The sequence below is a fragment of the Streptomyces sp. NPDC004284 genome, assembly GCF_042874035.1.
In the GTDB taxonomy this organism is placed as follows: Bacteria; Actinomycetota; Actinomycetes; order Streptomycetales; family Streptomycetaceae; genus Streptomyces.
In genome coordinates this window covers 988,005-1,005,783 of record NZ_JBIAMJ010000002.1, presented here as the reverse complement: position 1 = coordinate 1,005,783, position 17,779 = coordinate 988,005, and the positions used below count along the sequence as shown (strand labels likewise).

The window sequence follows — 17,779 nt, the reverse complement described above, 5'->3', positions numbered from 1 at the left end:
TCGGCGTCGACCCCGGCCCCTCCCTGCGCCGACTCGAAGCCGCACTCCTCGAACAGGACGAGACGACGGCCACGCCCGTCCCCTCTGCCGTCGACATCGAGCTCGCTTCCCCGGCCCGCCACGGCCGCAACCTGCCCTTCGCGCTCACGGGGTTCGTGGGCAGGGAGCGGGAACGCGATCGTGTCTCCTCCCTGCTGGAGGAGCATCGGCTGGTGACCCTGACGGGTCCGGGCGGGGTCGGGAAGACACGGCTGGCGCTGGAGGTCGCCCACGCCCGCAACGACGACGACGGGCCCTGGCTGGTCGAACTCGCCGACCTGGAGGACCCCGACCCGGCCCTGCTCGTCGCCGGCATCGCCGACCTCCTCGGCTTCCGCGACGCCACCACCGCCGAACGCCTGGCGCAGGTCCTCGGCACGCGGCGGGTCCTGCTGGTCCTGGACAACTGCGAGCATGTCCTGGAGGCCGCCGCGCGGACGGTCGCGCACCTGCTCTCGCACTGTTCCGGACTGCGACTCCTCGCCACCAGCCGGGAACCGCTCGGGGTGCCGGGTGAGGTGGAGTACGAGCTGGGGTCGCTCGCCGCCGACTCGGCGCGTGAGCTGTTCCTGGCGCGGGCCGCGGCCGCCGTTCCGGGCTGGGTGCCGGACGGGCACGAGCTGGCCGCGGCCGAGCGGATCTGCCAGGGCGTGGACGGACTGCCCCTCGCCATCGAACTCGCCGCCGCCCAGTGCCGCATGCTGGCGGTGGAGCAGATCGCGCAAGCGCTGGACGATCCGTTCGCGGTCCTGATCGGCGGCCCGGAGACCGGCCCCACACGCCACCAGGCGCTCCAGGCCACCGTCGAATGGAGCCACCGACTCCTCCGACACCGCGAACGCGACCTCTTCCACCGGCTCAGCGTCTTCGCCGGCGGATTCGACCTCGACGCCGCCACAGCCGTCGGCGGCGGCCCCGTGCTCGCCGAACTCACCGCACTCGTACGCAAATCCCTGCTCACCACCGAACCCGGAACCCGCCCCCGCCGCTACCGAATGCTGGAGACGCTGAAGGAGTTCGGGCGACGCAAAGCCGCCCCCACGGTCCTGACCGCCGCCCAGAGCGCGCACCGCGCCTGGGTGCTGCGGCGCGCGGAGGCCACCGAGCCGCTGATGCTGGGGGCGGACGCGGGACCGGCGCAGGAGCGGACGACCCGGGATCTGCCGGAGATCAGGGCGGCGTTCACGTCCGCGCTGCTGGCCGGTGACGGGACGTACGCGCTCCGGCTGGGCGGTGCTTTGCAGCGGTACTGGTACCGGTGGGGCCACATCGCCGAAGGCCTCGGCTGGCTCAGGGCGGCCCTCGACATGTGTCCGGAGGCGGCTCCGGGCCCGCGGGCCCGCGCCCTGGTCGGGGTGAGCAGCCTGTCGTATCTGCTGGGCGACTTCGCGACCGCGGCCCGGTCGGCGGCGGAGGCTGCGGGGCATGCCCGGGAGGCGGGCGACCTGGTCACGGAGGCCGTGACGCTGGCGTACCGCGCGCTGTTCGAGGGGCTGGGGGGCGCAGCGGGCAGTGCGGCGCTCGCCGAGGCGTCCGTCGAGCTGGCCCGTACGTCCGGGCAGCCCTGGCTGGAGGCCGAGGTCCTGATGATCCACGGGATGCTGCTGCGGATGACCGGCCGGTCCGCCGACGCCAGGGCCGTGCTCACGGATTCCGGCGCTCTGGCCCTGGCCTGCGGACACCACTTCGTCGAGGCTTCCTCCGCCTGGCTGCTCATGAAGAGCGACATCGACGAGGGGCGGCCCGCGGATGCCCTCACGATGGGACTGGCCTCCCTCCGGATCCTGGAGGAGGACGGGGACGTCACCAGCTGGCTGGCCGGCGCCCATGCCACCGCGGCCGCGCTGGCGCTGCTCGGACAGGCCGAGGCCGGTGCCGTGCTCGTGGGGGTGGTGGAGGAGCGCGGCTCGCGGATCGGGTACTCGCCCGTGGTGATGGACCCGATCGACGGGCCCGGGCATGCCAGGGCCGTACGGGAGGCGCTGCCGGCCGAGGACTTCGACCGCTGCCGCGAGCGCGGCCGGGCCATGTCGCCGGCCGAGGTGGCGGAGCTGCTGTCGCCCTTCCAGCCGTCTTCAAGGGTCTAGCAGTGGATGCCCAGCGGTTTGCCAGGGGGGTGGGTGAATCTCGGGTCCTCGCCGACCGGCGGGATCGACCCGCCACCTGAAGAGGGCTCCCGATGAGGAACACCGTGAACACCACCGTGATCGAGGACATCGACGGCCTCGTTCCGGAGCTCGACGAGGAGCAGCCGGGCCTGGTCGGCGGCGGCGAGTTCAGCCGCAACCGGTCCGGCCTCGTCGTCCACGTCGACCCCGACACCTCGGAGGAGACCGGCCGGGGCACCGACGCCGGCTTCTGAGCCGGCGGCCGGGTTTCCGAGTGGAGGGAGTGAGGGGCGCGGTTCGTCCGCGCCCCTCCGGCCGACGATGACGACAGGAATCGAGTCATGACCGGGACAGAGCGATGACGGGCGGCCGGGGGCGGCGGATCCTCGTGCTGACCCAGCCGGGCGACGCGCACGCCGACGAGGTCCGCCGTCTGCTCGCCTCGCGCGGCGCGGACGTGGTGCTCTTCGACCCCGCCGAGTTCCCGGCGCGGGCCGGGCTGACGGTCCCGTACGGTGCCGGCGGCCTTGAGCACCGGGTGCTGCGCACCGAGGGTCGCCGGGTGGGTCCCGACGACCCCGAGGAGTTCCCGGGCTTCCGGGACCGCCGCGAGGGCCGGGTCATCACCAAGGCCCTCGGCCGGCCCTGGGGCATGCGCGGGAAGGAGGGGTGGGCCCGCATGACCGGGTCCGCCACCGCCCGCGGCATCGGTTGCGCCGACTCCCTGCGGCCGTGTCCGCTGATCGTCCAGGCGTACGTGCCCAAGCGGATGGAACTGCGCGTGACCGTGGTGGGCGACCGGGTCTTCGCCGCCGAGATCCACTCGCAGCGCAGCAACCACGCGCGGTACGACTGGGGCCGCCACGACCAGGGCACCACCCCGTACGCGGTGCACCGGCTGCCGGCGGACGCCGCGGACCGGTGCCGGCGCCTCGTCGCCCTGCTGGTGCTGCTGATCGCCGTGTTCCGCGGCCGTGCCACCCGGCTCGCCCAGCGGGAGCCGGCCGCCCGGGGCGCGGCGGAGGGCCGGCTCATCGAGACGATCGGCGGGATGGACGCGGTCGGCCTGGATCCGCGGTCGCTGCGCCGCCGGTTCGGCGTGGTGGCCCAGGACACCGTGCTGTTCACCGGCACGGTCCGCCAGAACATCCGTCCCGGGGATCCTGCCGCCCCGCTCGACAGGGTGGTCGGGGCCGCCCGGCTCGCCGGGATCCACGACGACATCGCCGCCATGCCCATGGGGTACGACGCCATGCTGCCGGAGGGCAACGGCCTGTCCGGCGGCCGGCGTCAGCGCGTCGCGCCGGCCCGTGCCTTCCTGTCGCGCCCGCGGGTCCTGCTCCTGGACGAGGCCACCAGCAGCCTCGACACCACGGCCGAGGCCCTGATCGAACACGATCTGGCCGACTGGCCGCACACCCGCGTCGTCATCGCCCACCGGCTCAGCACCGTGCGGGACGCGGCGCTCGTCCTCGTGCTGGACGGCGGAAGGACCGTCGAGCAGGGGACGCACGAACAGCTCCTGGTCCGGGGAGGCCGCCATGCGGCGCTCGTCGACGGCCAGCGGGAAACGAGGAGTTGAAGGGTGTCGAGCACGAACAAGCCCGACGGTCAGGTCGTGGGCGAGGGGCGTTACGTCCTGCGGAGCCTTCTCGGAGAGGGCGGCATGGCGACGGTGCACCTCGGTCACGACACCGTCCTGGACCGCCTGGTGGCGGTGAAACTCCTCCACGCGGACCTGGCGCGGCAGGAGTCGTTCCGCGAGCGGTTCATGCGCGAGGCCAAGGCGGTCGCCAGCCTCAACCACGTCAACATCGTGTCGGTGTTCGACTCCGGCGAGGGCGCGGAGCGCGACACGCCGGAACCGTACATCGTCATGGAGTACGTCGAGGGCTGGTCGCTCCGTGACCTCCTGGACCGGCACGTGGCCGACAGCGGGGCCATGCCCGTGCGGACGGCTCTCCGGATCGTGGACGGGGTCCTGGCGGCCCTCTCGGAGAGCCACGCGCGGGGGCTGATCCACCGGGACATCAAGCCGGGGAACGTCATGATGACCCGGCGCGACACCGTGAAGGTGATGGACTTCGGCATCGCCCGGGCGATGCAGAGCGAACTCGGCTCCATGACCCAGACCGGGATGGTCGTGGGGACCCCGCAGTACCTCTCCCCCGAGCAGGCGCTGGGCCGGCGCGTGGACGAGCGGTCCGATCTGTACTCCGTCGGCTGCATGCTCTTCGAACTGCTCACGGGCCGCCTGCCGTTCGAGGCCGACTCCCCTCTCGGCATGGCCTACCAGCACGTCCAGGCGCAGCCACCGGCACCCTCCCTGATCAACCCGCGCCTGCCTCCCGCCCTGGACCACCTGCTCGCGACCGCGCTGGCCAAGGACCCGGCGCAGCGGCACCGGTCCGCCGACGCCATGCGCGCGGCCATCGACGCGCTGCTCACGCACGAAGAGCCGTCGGGCACCCGTGGTTTCGGGCCTCCGCTCCAGCCGGCGGGCACTCCCTACACACCCACGTTCACCGCCGCCCCGTACCCGCAGGCGGCTCCCGCGCCGATGCCCGTACAGCGGAGCCGCAAGGCTCTCGTATGGGGCGCGTCCGCCGCGGCCGTGCTCGTGCTGGGCGTCGTGATCACGCTGACGCCGGACGGCGGAGACCGACAGGCCACGCCGCCGAGCGCGCACCCGGGCAAGAGCGCCACGGCGACCGCGGCGCCGAGCGGCACGCCCGACGGGCAGGTCGTGACGGGTGACACCTCCCTCACCATGCCGGCGACGGACTGCACGAAGCCCCAGCTCTCCCAGGACGGGAAGATCTCGGTCCCCTGGTTCAAGCTCCATCACATCGACTCGGTCCGCGCCTGCGCCACGGCCGGCGGCTGGAAGCTCACCGAGAAGGAGAGGGACGAGACGCTCTGGGGGAAGGGCATCGTCGTCGATCAGTCGCCGATCGGCACGCAGGTGGATCCGGACCTGAAGGCGGTCACCGTGTGGGTGTCGACCGGCACGACGGGGTGACGGGGCGGCGCCGATCAGGTTCCGGGGGGCGGTCCGTACCGGATGACCCGGGTGGGGACGACCGTTCTGCGGGACGGCTGGGGTTCGCCCGTGCCACGGCTGTCGATGCGGTCCAGCAGCATGCGGGCCGCGCGGCGGCCGATCTCGTCGGCGTCGTAGGAGACGATCGTCAGCGGCAGGCCGATGACATCGGAGAGTTCGAAGTCGTCGAAGCCGGACAGTGCGACCGGGCGGCCCAGCGCATGCACCGCGCGGATGGCGCCGTGGCTCATGCGGTTGTTGGTGCAGAACAGCGCCGTGGGCGCGTCGGGGCCGGACAGGAGCGCCAGCGCTGCTCGCTGGGCGGCCGCCACGTCGGCCAGTCCGCGCCGGACGTGCCGCTCGTCCGGCTGGAGACCGGCGGCCTCGTGCGCGGCCCAGTAGCCGCGGAATCGTTCCGCTCCGGTGTAGTCGGCCTGGGAGTCGCCCAGGAAGCCGATCCGCCGGTGCCCGTCGGAGAGGAGCTGCCGGGTGCCGTCCTCCGCCCCGCCGAAGTCGTCGACGAGTACGCAGTCGACGTCGATCCCGGCGGGCGGCCGGGAGGCCAGCACGACCGGCGTGTCGTGCAGGACGGCGGGCGCCAGGTGCCGGTGGCCGCTGCCCGCGGGGACGACGATCAGTCCGTCGACCCGATGGGCCGTCAGGTCCGTGACCAGTTCGTGCTCGCGCTCCGCGTGCCCGCCGGTGTTGCTGAGCAGCACGCGCAGGCCCCGCGCGGCGACGATCTCCTGGACGCCCAGGGCCAGGCGCGAGTAGAAGGGGTTGGCCAGGTTGGTCACGACCAGGCCGATCAGGCCGGTGCCGCCGCCCAGCCGCAGGCTGCGCGCGTTCTCGTTGCGGCGGTAGCCGAGCGCGTCCACAGCGGCCGTCACCCGGTCCCGGGTGCTCCGGCTGACTCCCGGATCGGCCTTCAGGACGCGCGAGACGGTCATCGCGCTGACCCCGGCGTGTGCCGCCACGTCGCGCATCGTCGGTGCACCGCTGTCGCCGGCCCGGCCCCGCGCCATGGTGATCCCTTCGTTCTGCCGACAAGGTCCGTCAGCGCTGTGCACCGCCGGCAGGTCCGTCAGCGCCGTGCTCGCCGCGCGCGGCCCGTTCCTCCGTGCCCCGTGGCGCCGGTCCGGTCACCGCCGTCGGCGTCTCCGCCGTCCTCGCGGCGCGGTGCCGGGCCGTGCCCGCCGGCGCCGTCATTCTAGAGGCGCACGCCCGGCCGGCCCGCCGCGGACCGCTCGGCCCAGTGGGCGGCGCCGACGAGCGGAGCGTCATGCGGCTGCGCGGCCGGCCGCAGCTCCATCCCCGCGGGCAGGCTCTCGCCCGTGGCCGCGAGGCCCGCGCGCAGCGGGGGCGCGATCAGGTCCCATGACGCCGTCAACGACCCGCCCGCCACCAGCACATCGGGCCGGAAGCGGGCGCACCACGGCGCCAGCGCCCGGCCGAGCGCCTCGAAGCAGTGCCGGAGCGTCGCGGCGGCGGCCGCTTCCCCGGTACGGGCGAGGCCGGCGATCTCCCGGACGTCGGGGTTCCCGGCGCGGGGTCCTGCCAGCCGCGCGTACCGGGCCCGGATCGCCCGTCGCGAGACGACGTCCTCGAGTGGCCGTCCGTCGATGGACAGCAGGTGCGCCCGGCCGTCCGGCGGCACCAGCGGACCCTCGGTCACGGGCGCCCCGGCGTCGAGGAAGGACGTGCCGACGCCGGTGCCGAGGGTGATGCCGAGCGCCCTCCGTCGGCCGGCGGCGGCGCCCGCGTGGTATTCGCCGAGGGCGAAGGCGTCCGCGTCGTTGAGGAAGGCCAGGGCCCGCGGGCGCGCCGGCAGCCGTGCGGTCAGCTCGGCCCCGACGTCGACTCCGTTCAGCGACTCGAATTTGCCCACGTCCCGGAACCGGCCGACGCCGGCCGGGTAGTCGAACGGGCCGGGCACGGCCACGCCCCACACCGACCCCGCCGGTGCGCCGACGCGGCGCCCCGCCGTCGCGACGGTGTCCAGCAGTGCGGCGGCGCCGGCGTGCGCGTCGAGCGGCAGGCGGACGGTCCCGGCCGCCCGGGGCCGGGGCCGGGCCAGGTCGACCAGGGCGGCCGTGACATGGGTGCCGCCGATCTCCAGGACGGGGACGGCGGTCATCGGGGGGTCACCAGGGCCTTGACGACATGGACGGGACGCCCGCCCACCGGGTGCAGCCGGTAGCCGCCGACCACGGCGGGGACGGTGAGCGTCTCGGCGAAGGACAGCGCGTGCCGGCGCCCGTCCGCGGTCTCGACCGTGACGCCGTCGCCCGAGGACACGTTGAGGATGTGGAAGCGGCCGTCCGTGTCGTCCTCGGCCGGCCCGTCCCCGTCGATGACGAAGCGGTGGACTGCGTAGAACATCTCGGGCAGCGCCCCGAGGACCTCCTCGCGCCAGCCGGCGCCCTCGCGCAGGGTCCGGGGCCGCTGCACCAGGTCCTTGAGCACGTCGTCGCCGCGCCGCTCGATGTCGAGGTTGGCGAAGGCGTGGGCGTGCGACAGCGGGCGCGGCACGCCCGAACCGGAACGGCGCAGCCAGTCGTAGAACCGCAGGGAGTACAGGTACGGCGTGGCGCTCACCTCCAGCACCACGTTGCCGGCGCCGGAGGCGTGGGGGGTGCCGGCCGGGATCATGAAGAGCTGCCCCGGCTCGGCGGGGTGCGCCTGCACGTGGTCCTCCACCCGCAGCGGAACCCCGTCGCGGGCGGACCGCTCCACGTCGCGGCGCATGGCCTCCGCGTCCGCGGTCTCCCGCAGTCCGAGGTAGACGAGCGAGTCGGGGCGGCTTTCGGTGACGTAGTAGGTCTCGTGCTGGGTGTACGGCCAGGCGAAGGCCTCGCGCATGTACGGCTCGCGGGGGTGCAGGTGCAGGGAGAGGTTGCCGCCGCCGACGGTGTCGAGGTAGTCGAAGCGGATCGGGAAGGACGTGCCGAACCTGTGGTGCACGTCCGGGCCGAGGAACTCCCGCGGGTGCAGCACGCAGAGCAGTGGGAACGGGACCTCGACCCGGGCGGCCCGGCCGTCGCCGATCAGGACGCCGGCCTCGGGCGCGATCAGCTCGTAGCCGAGCGCGGTGTTGCCGTGCCGAGGGGTGAAGCCGAGCTCGTCGGCGGCCCATCGGCCGCCCCAGGGTGTGGAGTTGAAGTACGGTCGGGTGCGGACCGGGCCGCGCGCCAGGTCGGCGAGGGTGGCGCGCAGCGCCGCGCCGTCCAACGAGGCCGGGGCGGCCATGTCCTGGAGGTCGATCCAGCGGTCCAGTCGCGGTGCGAGCGCGTCGCGGTGCCGGTCGGCCACCGGCCAGTCGGTGTAGAACAGGCTCCGCAGCTCGCCCGGGTCCCCGGGACGTCCGAGGTTCGCGCCGACCGGCAGCCGGCCTTCGGCGACGGCCTCCTCGGCGTACCGCTTGGGCAGGTCCGCCCACCACAGCAGGTCGGGCGAGCACAACGCGGCCCCGGGGCCGTGGACGAGCAGGACACCGTCCTCCGGCCGTTCCACGACCGGCCCGCCGGGGGCGAACAGGTCGGCCATGGAGAACTCGGCGAGCGGGAGGAAGAAGGGGTCGGCGTCCACGGCGGGCGTGCACAGTCGCTCGACGGCCTCGGCGGACCAGAGCGTACGGATGTCGAACGCGTCGACGGCGGTCCCGCGCGCCCGCAGCGCCGCACTCAAGTGCCCCACCGCGGCGTCCCAGTCCAGCGCCGCCGGGCCGTCCAGGGCCAGTACCGACGGACTGTGCGGCAGATCCGCGACGGCGGCGGCCCAGCCGGAGAGGACGTCGCCGGCCACGGCGGGGTATCGGGGTTCGCGTTCGTAGGGGCGACGCTCGGGCACGGGCACTCCAGACCTCAAGGGGGGCGAGCGGGCCAGAAGTTATCGTTAACTTTCACCGACGACAAGTCATCTCCCCAGTCGCGCAGCCCACATGGGCATGGAACTGCGCATACGCACGAGAGCAGAGATCGGCCTTGTTCCGCTCCGGATGGTGTCGTTAACATCCGGCACGCCCCGGCACCCGCGAGAGCAGAGAGAACCCCCATGCATCGCACATCATCGAAGACGCCGCCGAGCCTGGACTCGCTCATGAGCGAGTGGCTGCCGCGCGGGGAAGTGGCCCATCTCCCGGCGACCAGCAACTTCTGGGGTGGGGTCGGAGCCGCGGACAACGTGCTGGCGGTCCGCAACCTGACGCTCGCGCCCTATCTGGACGACGGGGGCGACTGGTGCGCGTTGGCCGTGGACGGCGTTCCCGTCCCGGCCGACGCGTACCGGTGGTCCGCCCACGAGATCACGCGCAGGGCGACCACGCGGGCCGGGGTCGCCATCCGGACCTCGACCAGGCTCGCCTTCGAGGCCAATCGCCTGCTGCTCCGGGTCACGGCGACGAACCCCGCCACGGCACGGACGGCGGCCACGGTGTCGATCGCTCTGGATCCGCGGATCGCCAAGGCCACCACCGGCTGGGCCTGGGACCCGCCGCGCCCCGAAGGCCACGAGTTCACGGCCCGGTCGACCGGTTCCCACCTGATGGTCTCCGACGGGAGCAGCCCGGCGGTGACCGTGCTGGCCCTCGCTCCCGCGCCCTCCCGCCTCGTCGAGGCGCGGGCCGACGCCACCGCCGAATGGCGGGTCGAACCGGCGCGGACCGTGACGATCGACATCGTCGTGGCGTTCGGCGAGACCTCCACCGGCGGCCCGCTGGTGTCCGCGTCCGACGGCGACGGCGTCCTGGCCGACGCCGACGCCACCGCAGGGTCGTTCCGGGAGGCGTTCGCCGCCGTCCACGCCGGATGGCAGAAGCGCTGGCAGGACGCCTTCACCCCCGGCAACGCCCACTACTCGGGATCCCTGCCGGTCCTCACCACCGACGACGAGGCCCTGAGCCGGCTGTACCACATGGGCGTCCTCTCGGTCCTGGTCAATGAACGCACCAACCTCGGCGCCGACTTCGGCGAGGTCCTGGGCCGGGCACCGGGCGGGTACAGCGGTTTCGACCGCGTCTACGTCACCGGTGCCCCCGAGTGGGCGAACACGGTCACCTACTTCTGGGACACCTCCTACTGCTCGGTCGTGCTCGCCCTGCTCGACCCCGCCATGCTGAAGGCCCAGACCAGGTACTGGCTCGCCTCGGGGATCCACGACGGATACGCCGTGGACTGCGTCCAGGGCGGGCTGGTCGGCCCGTGGTACAGCGCCAACGACCTCACCGTCTTCACGACGATCCTCAACCACCTCGACTACAGCGGCGACCGCTCCGCGCTGGACGCCGAGGTCGTCGTCGGCGGCGAGAGCGGCACGCTCCTGCACCAGCTGAAGGCCATCGCGACACACTGGCGGAAGCTGGTGCGGCCGGGACAGTCCCTGGCCGACTACGGAGCGGACCACAACCTCCTCGAAGTCCTGCCGAACTACGTCCACCAGGTGCCGTCGTTCAACGCGGCCAACGTGTGGATGCTGCGGCGGGCCGCGGCCCTGTGCGCGCAGGCCGGTGATCCCGAGGCCGCGGCCGTCCTCGGCGCGGAGGCGGACGCCCTCCTCCCCCACGTCCTGGATCTCTACGACAGCCGGAACGGCGGGGTGTGGAGCTGCCGGCACGAGGACGGCACCCTCGTGCCGGTGCGGACCGTCGTGGACTTCGTGATCGCGGGGAATCTGCTCGCCCGGTCGCTGACCGAGGAGCAGAAGACCGCCATGAAGAACTTCGTGGCCACCGAGCTCCTCGCCGGCGACTGGATGCGCGCGCTGTCCCGCGAGGACGCCCTGGCACCGGTCGACCGCGCGGACCACGGCACCGAGGGCGCGTTCGACTCCTGGCCCGCGCTCACCGCCCAGACCTTCGCACGCTTCGGCGACTATCCCGCGTTCCTCGCGCTGCTCCGGAGGTTCTCCGGCGTGACCGGCAGGGGACCCTTCGGCCAGTCCCACCAGCTCCGGGCCGACGACGGAAAGCCCGACGGCGGAAAGCCCGGTGACGGAAAGCCCGGTGACGGAACGTCCGGCGACGGCTCCTTCGCCGTGCTGTCCTCGCCCGACAGCCTGCAGGTGTTCAACAACCCGTGCGGCGGCAAGTTCGCCGACGTCGTCATCAGCGACCTCTTCGGCTACGCCCCGGACGGCGGCGGCCCTCGCCTGCGGGACGCCGCGGTTCCGCGGGGAGTCACCGCCACCCTGTCGGGCGTCTTCTTCCAGGGCGTCGAGTACACGATCACCAGCGACGCGGACGGCCTGTCCCTGTCCTGATCCGGTCCGCGGGCCCGCCCTCCACCTCGCGGGCGCCTCCGGTCGTGGCACGGAAGGCGGTGCCGTGTCCCGCGAGGGCGGCCTCCGCCCCCGCGGGGAGGTAGACGGAGCGTCCGGGCCCGATGCGCAGCGCCCGGCCCGCGGAGTCGAGCGAGAGCTCGCCCTCGGTGCACAGGACGATCTGCGGCGCGTCGAGGGTCAGCCGCCTCGGTGACGCTCCGGTACGCGGACGGAATCGGGACAGCCGGAAGTCGTCGACCGGCACCTGATACACCTCCTCGCCTCCTTCGTCCCGCGGAGTGATCACGGAGGCGGGCGGCGACGCGAAACGGACGACCCGGAGGAGCTCGGCCGGGTCGACGTGCTTGGAGGTGAGTCCGCAGCGCAGGACGTTGTCCGAGCCGGCCATGATCTCCACGCCGAGCCCGGACAGATAGGCGTGCGGGACGCCGGATCCGAGGAACAGGGCTTCGCCCGGCTCCAGTTCGACGTACCGGAGCATCAGGGCGGCGAGCAGCCCGGCATCGCCCGGATGCGCGCGGGCCGCCCCCGCGTAGGCGGCGAGGTCCGTCGCGTACGGACCGCCGGCCGTCGTCAGGGCTTCGGTGACGGCGGGGAGCAGGCCTGCGGGCGGGTCGAGGAAGGCCCGGAACACCTCGGTGAGCGCCTGTTCCTCCGGGACGAAGCGCAGGGTCTGGGCATACGCGCGCAGCCCCGGCACCTTCAGGGAGTCGAGCAGGGCGGCGCATTCCTCGGGAGCCCGGAAGCCGCAGAGTCCGCGGAAGGGGGTCAGGGCGACGATCAGCTCGGGTTTGTGGTGGGCGTCGCGATAGGTGCGGTGGGGCGCGTCCAGGGGGATGCCGAGCGCGTTCTCCCGCTCGTGTCCGGACCGGGCCCGGGCGAGGTCGGGATGGACCTGGAGGGACAGGGGTGCGTCGGCGGCGAGCAGTTTCAGCAGGAACGGGAGCCGCGGGCCGAACCGCCGCAGGGTCGCCTCCCCGAGTTCGCCCGCGGGGTCCCGGTCGATGACCCGGTCCAGCGGGACGGTCCCCTCGCCCCGGTGGACCCGCGACGGCGCGGCGGGGTGGGCGCCCATCCACAGCTCCGCCTGGGGCGCGCCGGTGGGCGGCAGGCCCATGAGCCGGGGGAGGAGGGTGGTGGAGCCCCAGTCGTACGGCTGCACGGTGTTCAGGAGGAGGTCCATGACGGCTTTCGGGGCGAGGGGACAGGAGGTGCGGGCGAGGCGGGGTCCGGCCCGGTTCGGACCGCCTACCGGAGCCCGTGCTCCTCGGGCGCGGGACGCAGCCGGAGGGTGAGGACCTGGAACGGGCGCAGGGTCAGGGCCACCTGTCCGGCGTCCGTCTCCCGGGCCGCTCCGGATTCCTCGGCAGGGGCGAGCGGGCGTTCCAGCAGATCGGTGACGGTCGCCGACTCCAGCGGGAAGCCCGTGCTCAGCAGGGCCGTGGCCCGTCCCCCGTGGGCCTCGTAGAGGCGTACGACGATGTCGCCGGAGCGGTCGTCGGCGAGCTTGACCGTGTCGATGACGACGGCGTCGTCGTCCGTGGCGACCAGGGGGGCGATCTCCGCCGGGGCACCGGGGACGACGCGCTCGGGCACGTTGAAGCCGTAGCCCTCGCGTACCGCGTCCGCGATGTCGGCGCCGATCACGAACCCGTACCGCAGGTGGTGCCGGCCCCGGTCGGCGTCCGGGTCGGGGTAGCGCGGGGCGCGGAGCAGCGAGAGCCGGACCGTCGTGGTGGTGCCGCCGTCGGGGCGGACGTCCCGGGTGACCTCGTGTCCGTAGGTCGAGTCGTTGACGAGGGCCGCGCCCCAGCCCCTCTCGCCGACGTGGAGGAAGCGGTGGGCGCAGAACTCGAACTTGGCCGCGTCCCAGCTGGTGTTGGTGTGGGTGGGGCGCTGGACGTGCCCGAAGGGGATCTCGGCGCTGGAGTGGTCCGCGCGGACGTCCAGCGGGAAGGCGGCCTTGAGGAGCTTCTCCTCCTCGTTCCAGTCGATGTCGGTGTCGATGTCGAGGCGCCGGGATCCCTCGTCGAGGGAGAGGAACTGCTCGATCCGGGAGTCGCCGAAGGTCCGCACGACCCGTACGCCGTCCGCCTCCGCGCGCACCGAGTCGGCCTCGTGGAGGTCGTGCATGGTGTTGCGGTAGAAGGCGTCGATGTCCCAGGCGTCGTACTCGTTGGGGAAGTCCTGGTGGAGCTGGAGGAGGTTGGCCGCCTTGCCGGGGGCCAGGGCCTCGCGGCCTGCCGCGATGTCGTGGGCCGAGGTCACCAGGCCCCGGTCGTCGATCCGGACGCGGACGAGTCCGTTGTCGAGGAGGTGGCCGCCGTCGACCGGTGTGGGCGCGACCGGGCGGGCCGACGGGCCCGGGTGCGGCAAGGCGCCGAAGGCGGGGATGCCGCCCCGGGTGTACGGGGAGGCGTTGAAGACCAGCTCCTCCTCGCCCTTTCCCGCCAGGGCGCGCTGGGCGGCTTCGACGATGCCGTGCAGCTCGGCGGTGACGGCCGCGTAGGTCGCCTCGGCCTCGCGGTGCACCCAGCCGATGGAGGAGCCGGGCAGGATGTCGTGGAACTGGTGCAGCAGGACCGTCTTCCAGAGCCGGTCGAGCTCCTCGTGGGGGTACGCGAACCCGGTGCGGACGGCCGCGGTGGCCGACCACAGCTCGGCCTCCCGGAGGAGGTGTTCGCCGCGCCGGTTGCCCTGCTTGGTGCGCAACTGGCTGGTGAGCGTGCCGCGGTGGAACTCCAGGTAGAGCTCGCCGAGCCACACCGGGGCGTCGGGGTACTCCGCGTGGGCCCGCTCGAAGAAGTCGGCGGGGCTCTCGATGGTGACCTTCGGCGAGCCTTCCAGGTCCTCCACCCGGGCGGCGCGGGCGAGCATCTCGCGGGTGGGGCCGCCGCCGCCGTCTCCGTAGCCGAACGGGAGGAGCGAGCTGCCGGCCGCCTCCTTGTCCTGGAAGTTCCGTACGGCGTGGGCGAGTTCCGCTCCGGTGATCTCGGCGTTGTAGGTGTCGACGGGCGGGAAGTGGGTGAAGATCCGGGTGCCGTCGATGCCCTCCCACCAGAAGGTGTGGTGCGGGAACTTGTTGGTGGTGTTCCAGGAGATCTTCTGGGTGAGGAACCAGCGCACGCCGGCCAGTTTCATCAGCTGCGGCATGGCCGCGTTGTAGCCGAAGGTGTCGGGCAGCCACATCTCCCTCGTCTCGACGCCGAACTCGTCGAGGTAGAAGCGCTTGCCGTGGATCAGCTGCCGGGCGAGGGCCTCGCCGCCGATGATGTTGGTGTCGGGTTCCACCCAGAGGCTGCCGACGGGGAGGAACTGTCCGGTCTTCGCCTTCTCCTGGACGCGGCCGTAGACCTCGGGGCGGCGCTCCTTGAGCCAGGCGAGCTGCTGGGCCTGGGACATGGCGAAGCGGAAGCCGGGGTGTTCGTCCATGAGGTGGGTGACGTTGGAGAGCGTCCGGGCGACCTTGCGCACGGTCTCGCGCAGCGGCCACAGCCAGGCCGTGTCGATGTGGGCGTGCCCGACGGCGGACATGCGGTGGGCGCTGGGGGCGGCGGGGGCCGCGAGCGCGGGACGGAGCACCTCGCGGGCGGCGGCGGCGCTGCCGGACACGTCCTGCAGGTCGATGCCGTCCAGGGCCCGCTCGACGGCCCCCAGGAGCTGCCAGCGGCGCGGCTCGGCCTCGGGGAGTTCGCGCATGAGCTCGCCGAGGACGTCCAGGTCCTGGGCGAGCTCCCACACCTCGGTGTCGAAGACCGCGAGGTCGAGGCGGAGCAGCTGGTAGATCGGAGCGTCGGCGATGCCGGTGCCGGCACCGGTGCCGGTCAGCCAGGAGGGACGGTCGCCGGTGCGGGTGGGTGCGTGGCTGTCGTTGATGTTCGGATTGGCGGCGGCCTCGACGTAGTACGTGAACTCCTCGCCGCCGACCGCCGGGTCGGCGACGGGGATGTAGGCGTTGCGGGGGTTGAGGGCCTTCACCACGGTGCCGTCGGCGCGGTGGACCAGGCCCTCGCTGGAGAAGCCCGCCCCGGTGAAGTTGAAGCCGATGTCGACGACGGCCTCGACGCGACGGCCGGCCCACTCCTCCGGCACCCTGCCGCTGATCCGGAACCAGCTGGTGGTCCACGGCGGCCCCCAGCGGTGGCCGAGCGCCACCGGCTCGTACGGTGCGGCCAGGCCCTCGGCCACGGAGACGGGTTCGCCGGGGACGTTCCAGATCGCGATGTCGAGCGGGACCGTACGGGCGTGGACGGCCGGCCGGATGCGCTGGTCGAGGACACGGGCGAGCCGCTGCTCGGTGAGGCGTTGCTTGCTGTGCATGGGGGTCTCCGTGGTCGTTCGGGGGTGGGGCTCGTGGCCGGTGACCGGGGTGCGGTCAGCCGGTCCACCACACGGTGGTGTCCGCGGGCAGGGCGAAGGCCGCGCCGGTCGGGTCTTCGGCCGCTTCGGTCGGGGAGCTGGAGAGCAGCGGGAGACCGGGCAGGGGGATGGTCAGCGCTCGGTCCGTGGTGTTCGTCGTGCAGACGAAGCCCGGCCGCCGCAGGACGAGAACGCCCTCGGGCGCGTCGCCCCATGCGACGGTGTCACCGGCGCCGAGGCCCGGATGCCGCCGGCGCAGGGCGAGCGCCGCCCGGTACAGCTCCAGCGTCGAGTCCGGGTCGCCGGTCTGGGCCTGGACGCTGAGCGTCCCCCATCCCTCGGGCTGCGGGAGCCAGCTGCCGCCCGCGCCGAAGCCGTGCGAGGGTCCTCCGGAGGTCCACGGGACCGGCACCCGGCAGCCGTCGCGGAATCCGTCCGTTTCCCCGCTGCGGACGAAGGCCGGGTCCTGGCGTGCCTCGTCCGGCAGGTCGGTGACCTCGGGGAGTCCGAGCTCCTCGCCCTGGTAGAGGTACGCGGAGCCGGGGAGCGCGAGCATCAGGAGCGCGGCGGCACGGGCCCGGCGCAGGCCGAGGGCGCCGTCCCCCACCTGCGGGCGCTGTCCCCCGGCCTGCGGACCGGCGAACCGGGTGGCGTGCCGGCAGACGTCGTGATTGGACAGCACCCAGGTCGCCGACGAGCCCACCGTCCGTACGGCCTCCAGCGAGGTGTCGACGACCTGCCGGATCTCCTCGGCGTCCCAGGAGGCGCCCATGAGGGCGAAGTTGAACGCCTGGTGCAGTTCGTCGGGGCGTACGTACAGGGCGGTGCGTTCCTCGGTCGGCGCCCATGCCTCGGCGACCGCCATCCGCTCCCCCGGGTACGCGTCGAGGATCCGGCGCCACGAGCGGTAGATCTCGTGCACGCCGTCCTGGTCCCACATCGGCGAGACTTCGGTCCCGAGCATCCTGCGCTGGTCGGTGCGGCCGATGTCGGGCAGCCCCTCGGCCTTGATCAGGCCCTGGGCGACGTCGACCCGGAAGCCGTCGATTCCCCGGTCGAGCCAGAACCGCAGGATCGACTCGAACTCCTCCCGTACGGCCGGGTGGTCCCAGTCGAAGTCGGGCTGCTCGGGGGCGAACAGGTGCAGGTACCAGTCTCCGGGAGTGCCGTCCGGGTTCTCCGTGCGGGTCCACGCCGGGCCGCCGAAGACCGAGGTCCAGTCGTTGGGCGGCAGCTCCCCCTTCTCTCCCTTCCCCGGGCGGAAGTGGTAGCGGTCGCGGTACGGCGAGCCCGGTCCTTCCTCCCGCGCGCGCCGGAACCATTCGTGCCGGTCGGAGGAGTGGTTGGGCACGAGGTCCACGATGACCCGTATCCCCAGCCCGTGGGCGTCCCGGATCAGCTCCTCGGCGTCCGCGAGGGTGCCGAGCGCGGGCTCGACCGCCCGGTGGTCGGCGACGTCGTAGCCCGCGTCCGCCTGCGGGGAGGCGTAGAAGGGGTTCAGCCACAGGGCGTCGACTCCGAGGTCCTTCAGGTACGGCAGTCGGCTGCGGATGCCGGGGAGGTCGCCCATGCCGTCGCCGTTCCCGTCGGCGAAGCTGCGCGGGTACACCTGGTAGACGACGGCTTCCCGCCACCACCCCGGTGGGGCCGCCGCCGGAGCGGCGGCGTCGGGTGCGTCGGAAGTGTTCGTGTACATCAGTTCGGAGTCCTGTCGGCGGATGGTGGTGACGTGTCCGAGGGCCGGCGGCGGTCTCGGTCCTCGGCGGGTCCCGGGTCGGGTGTCCCGCGGAGCTCGCCCCTCCGGGTGGTGGAGCCGTGCGGTCCGAGGACGGCGTCCCGCGCCCGGGACCGGGCGCGGGACGCCGTGTGCGTGGGGCCGGGGTCGCCGTCCTCGTCCAGCGGGGCGCCGTAGCCGCAGGAGGTGGCGGTGGGGCGGTGAGTCCCCTCGCCGTCG

At 73.5% G+C, this 17,779-nt stretch carries 11 protein-coding genes; 5 read left to right on the top strand and 6 right to left on the bottom strand.

Annotated features, from left to right (window positions below; genetic code table 11):
• The 4 genes from ACFYUS_RS09640 to ACFYUS_RS09625 all read left to right on the top strand — a co-directional run.
• Positions 1-2,126 (top strand): ATP-binding protein (locus ACFYUS_RS09640; protein ID WP_388847707.1); only part of this gene is annotated, 2,126 nt, incomplete at its 5' end.
• A gap of 92 nt (positions 2,127-2,218) precedes the next feature.
• On the top strand, positions 2,219-2,401 hold the full coding sequence (locus tag ACFYUS_RS09635; protein ID WP_388847705.1) for a hypothetical protein: 183 nt from the start codon (positions 2,219-2,221) through the stop codon (positions 2,399-2,401).
• Positions 2,402-2,505: 104 nt separating this feature from the next.
• A complete protein-coding gene (locus ACFYUS_RS09630; protein ID WP_388847703.1) occupies positions 2,506-3,729 on the top strand; it encodes an ATP-binding cassette domain-containing protein in 1,224 nt (407 codons plus the stop codon).
• A gap of 3 nt (positions 3,730-3,732) precedes the next feature.
• Positions 3,733-5,169 (top strand): protein kinase, encoded by a 1,437-nt coding sequence (locus ACFYUS_RS09625; RefSeq protein ID WP_388847701.1) that lies wholly within the window; start codon positions 3,733-3,735, stop codon positions 5,167-5,169.
• A gap of 14 nt (positions 5,170-5,183) precedes the next feature.
• On the opposite strand, the gene ACFYUS_RS09620 is transcribed toward ACFYUS_RS09625, so the two are convergent.
• The 3 genes from ACFYUS_RS09620 to ACFYUS_RS09610 form a co-directional block, all read right to left on the bottom strand.
• Positions 5,184-6,215, bottom strand: coding sequence for a LacI family DNA-binding transcriptional regulator (locus ACFYUS_RS09620; RefSeq protein ID WP_388847699.1), 1,032 nt, complete (start codon positions 6,213-6,215; stop codon positions 5,184-5,186).
• 185 nt (positions 6,216-6,400) lie between these two features.
• Positions 6,401-7,327 carry an ROK family protein gene (locus ACFYUS_RS09615; protein WP_388847697.1) on the bottom strand — a complete coding sequence of 309 codons (927 nt, stop codon included), beginning with the start codon at positions 7,325-7,327 and terminating at the stop codon, positions 6,401-6,403.
• Positions 7,324-9,039, bottom strand: a complete 1,716-nt coding sequence (locus ACFYUS_RS09610; protein WP_388847695.1) for a class I mannose-6-phosphate isomerase — start codon at positions 9,037-9,039, stop codon at positions 7,324-7,326. Before ACFYUS_RS09610 ends, ACFYUS_RS09615 begins: the two co-directional genes overlap by 4 nt.
• 204 nt (positions 9,040-9,243) lie before the next feature.
• Here ACFYUS_RS09610 and ACFYUS_RS09605 point away from each other — a divergent pair, with 204 nt between their 5' ends.
• Positions 9,244-11,445, top strand: a complete 2,202-nt coding sequence (locus tag ACFYUS_RS09605) for a hypothetical protein (RefSeq protein WP_388847693.1) — start codon at positions 9,244-9,246, stop codon at positions 11,443-11,445.
• On the opposite strand, the gene manA is transcribed toward ACFYUS_RS09605, so the two are convergent.
• The 3 genes from manA to ACFYUS_RS09590 form a co-directional block, all read right to left on the bottom strand.
• Positions 11,411-12,649 (bottom strand): mannose-6-phosphate isomerase, class I, encoded by a 1,239-nt coding sequence (gene manA, locus ACFYUS_RS09600; RefSeq protein ID WP_388847691.1) that lies wholly within the window; start codon positions 12,647-12,649, stop codon positions 11,411-11,413. The genes ACFYUS_RS09605 and manA overlap by 35 nt on opposite strands.
• Before the next feature lie 65 nt (positions 12,650-12,714).
• Positions 12,715-15,786, bottom strand: coding sequence for an alpha-mannosidase (locus tag ACFYUS_RS09595; protein ID WP_388847689.1), 3,072 nt, complete (start codon positions 15,784-15,786; stop codon positions 12,715-12,717).
• Positions 15,787-15,841: 55 nt separating this feature from the next.
• On the bottom strand, positions 15,842-17,521 hold the full coding sequence (locus tag ACFYUS_RS09590; RefSeq protein ID WP_388847687.1) for a glycoside hydrolase family 13 protein: 1,680 nt from the start codon (positions 17,519-17,521) through the stop codon (positions 15,842-15,844).
• Positions 17,522-17,779: the final 258 nt, after the last annotated feature.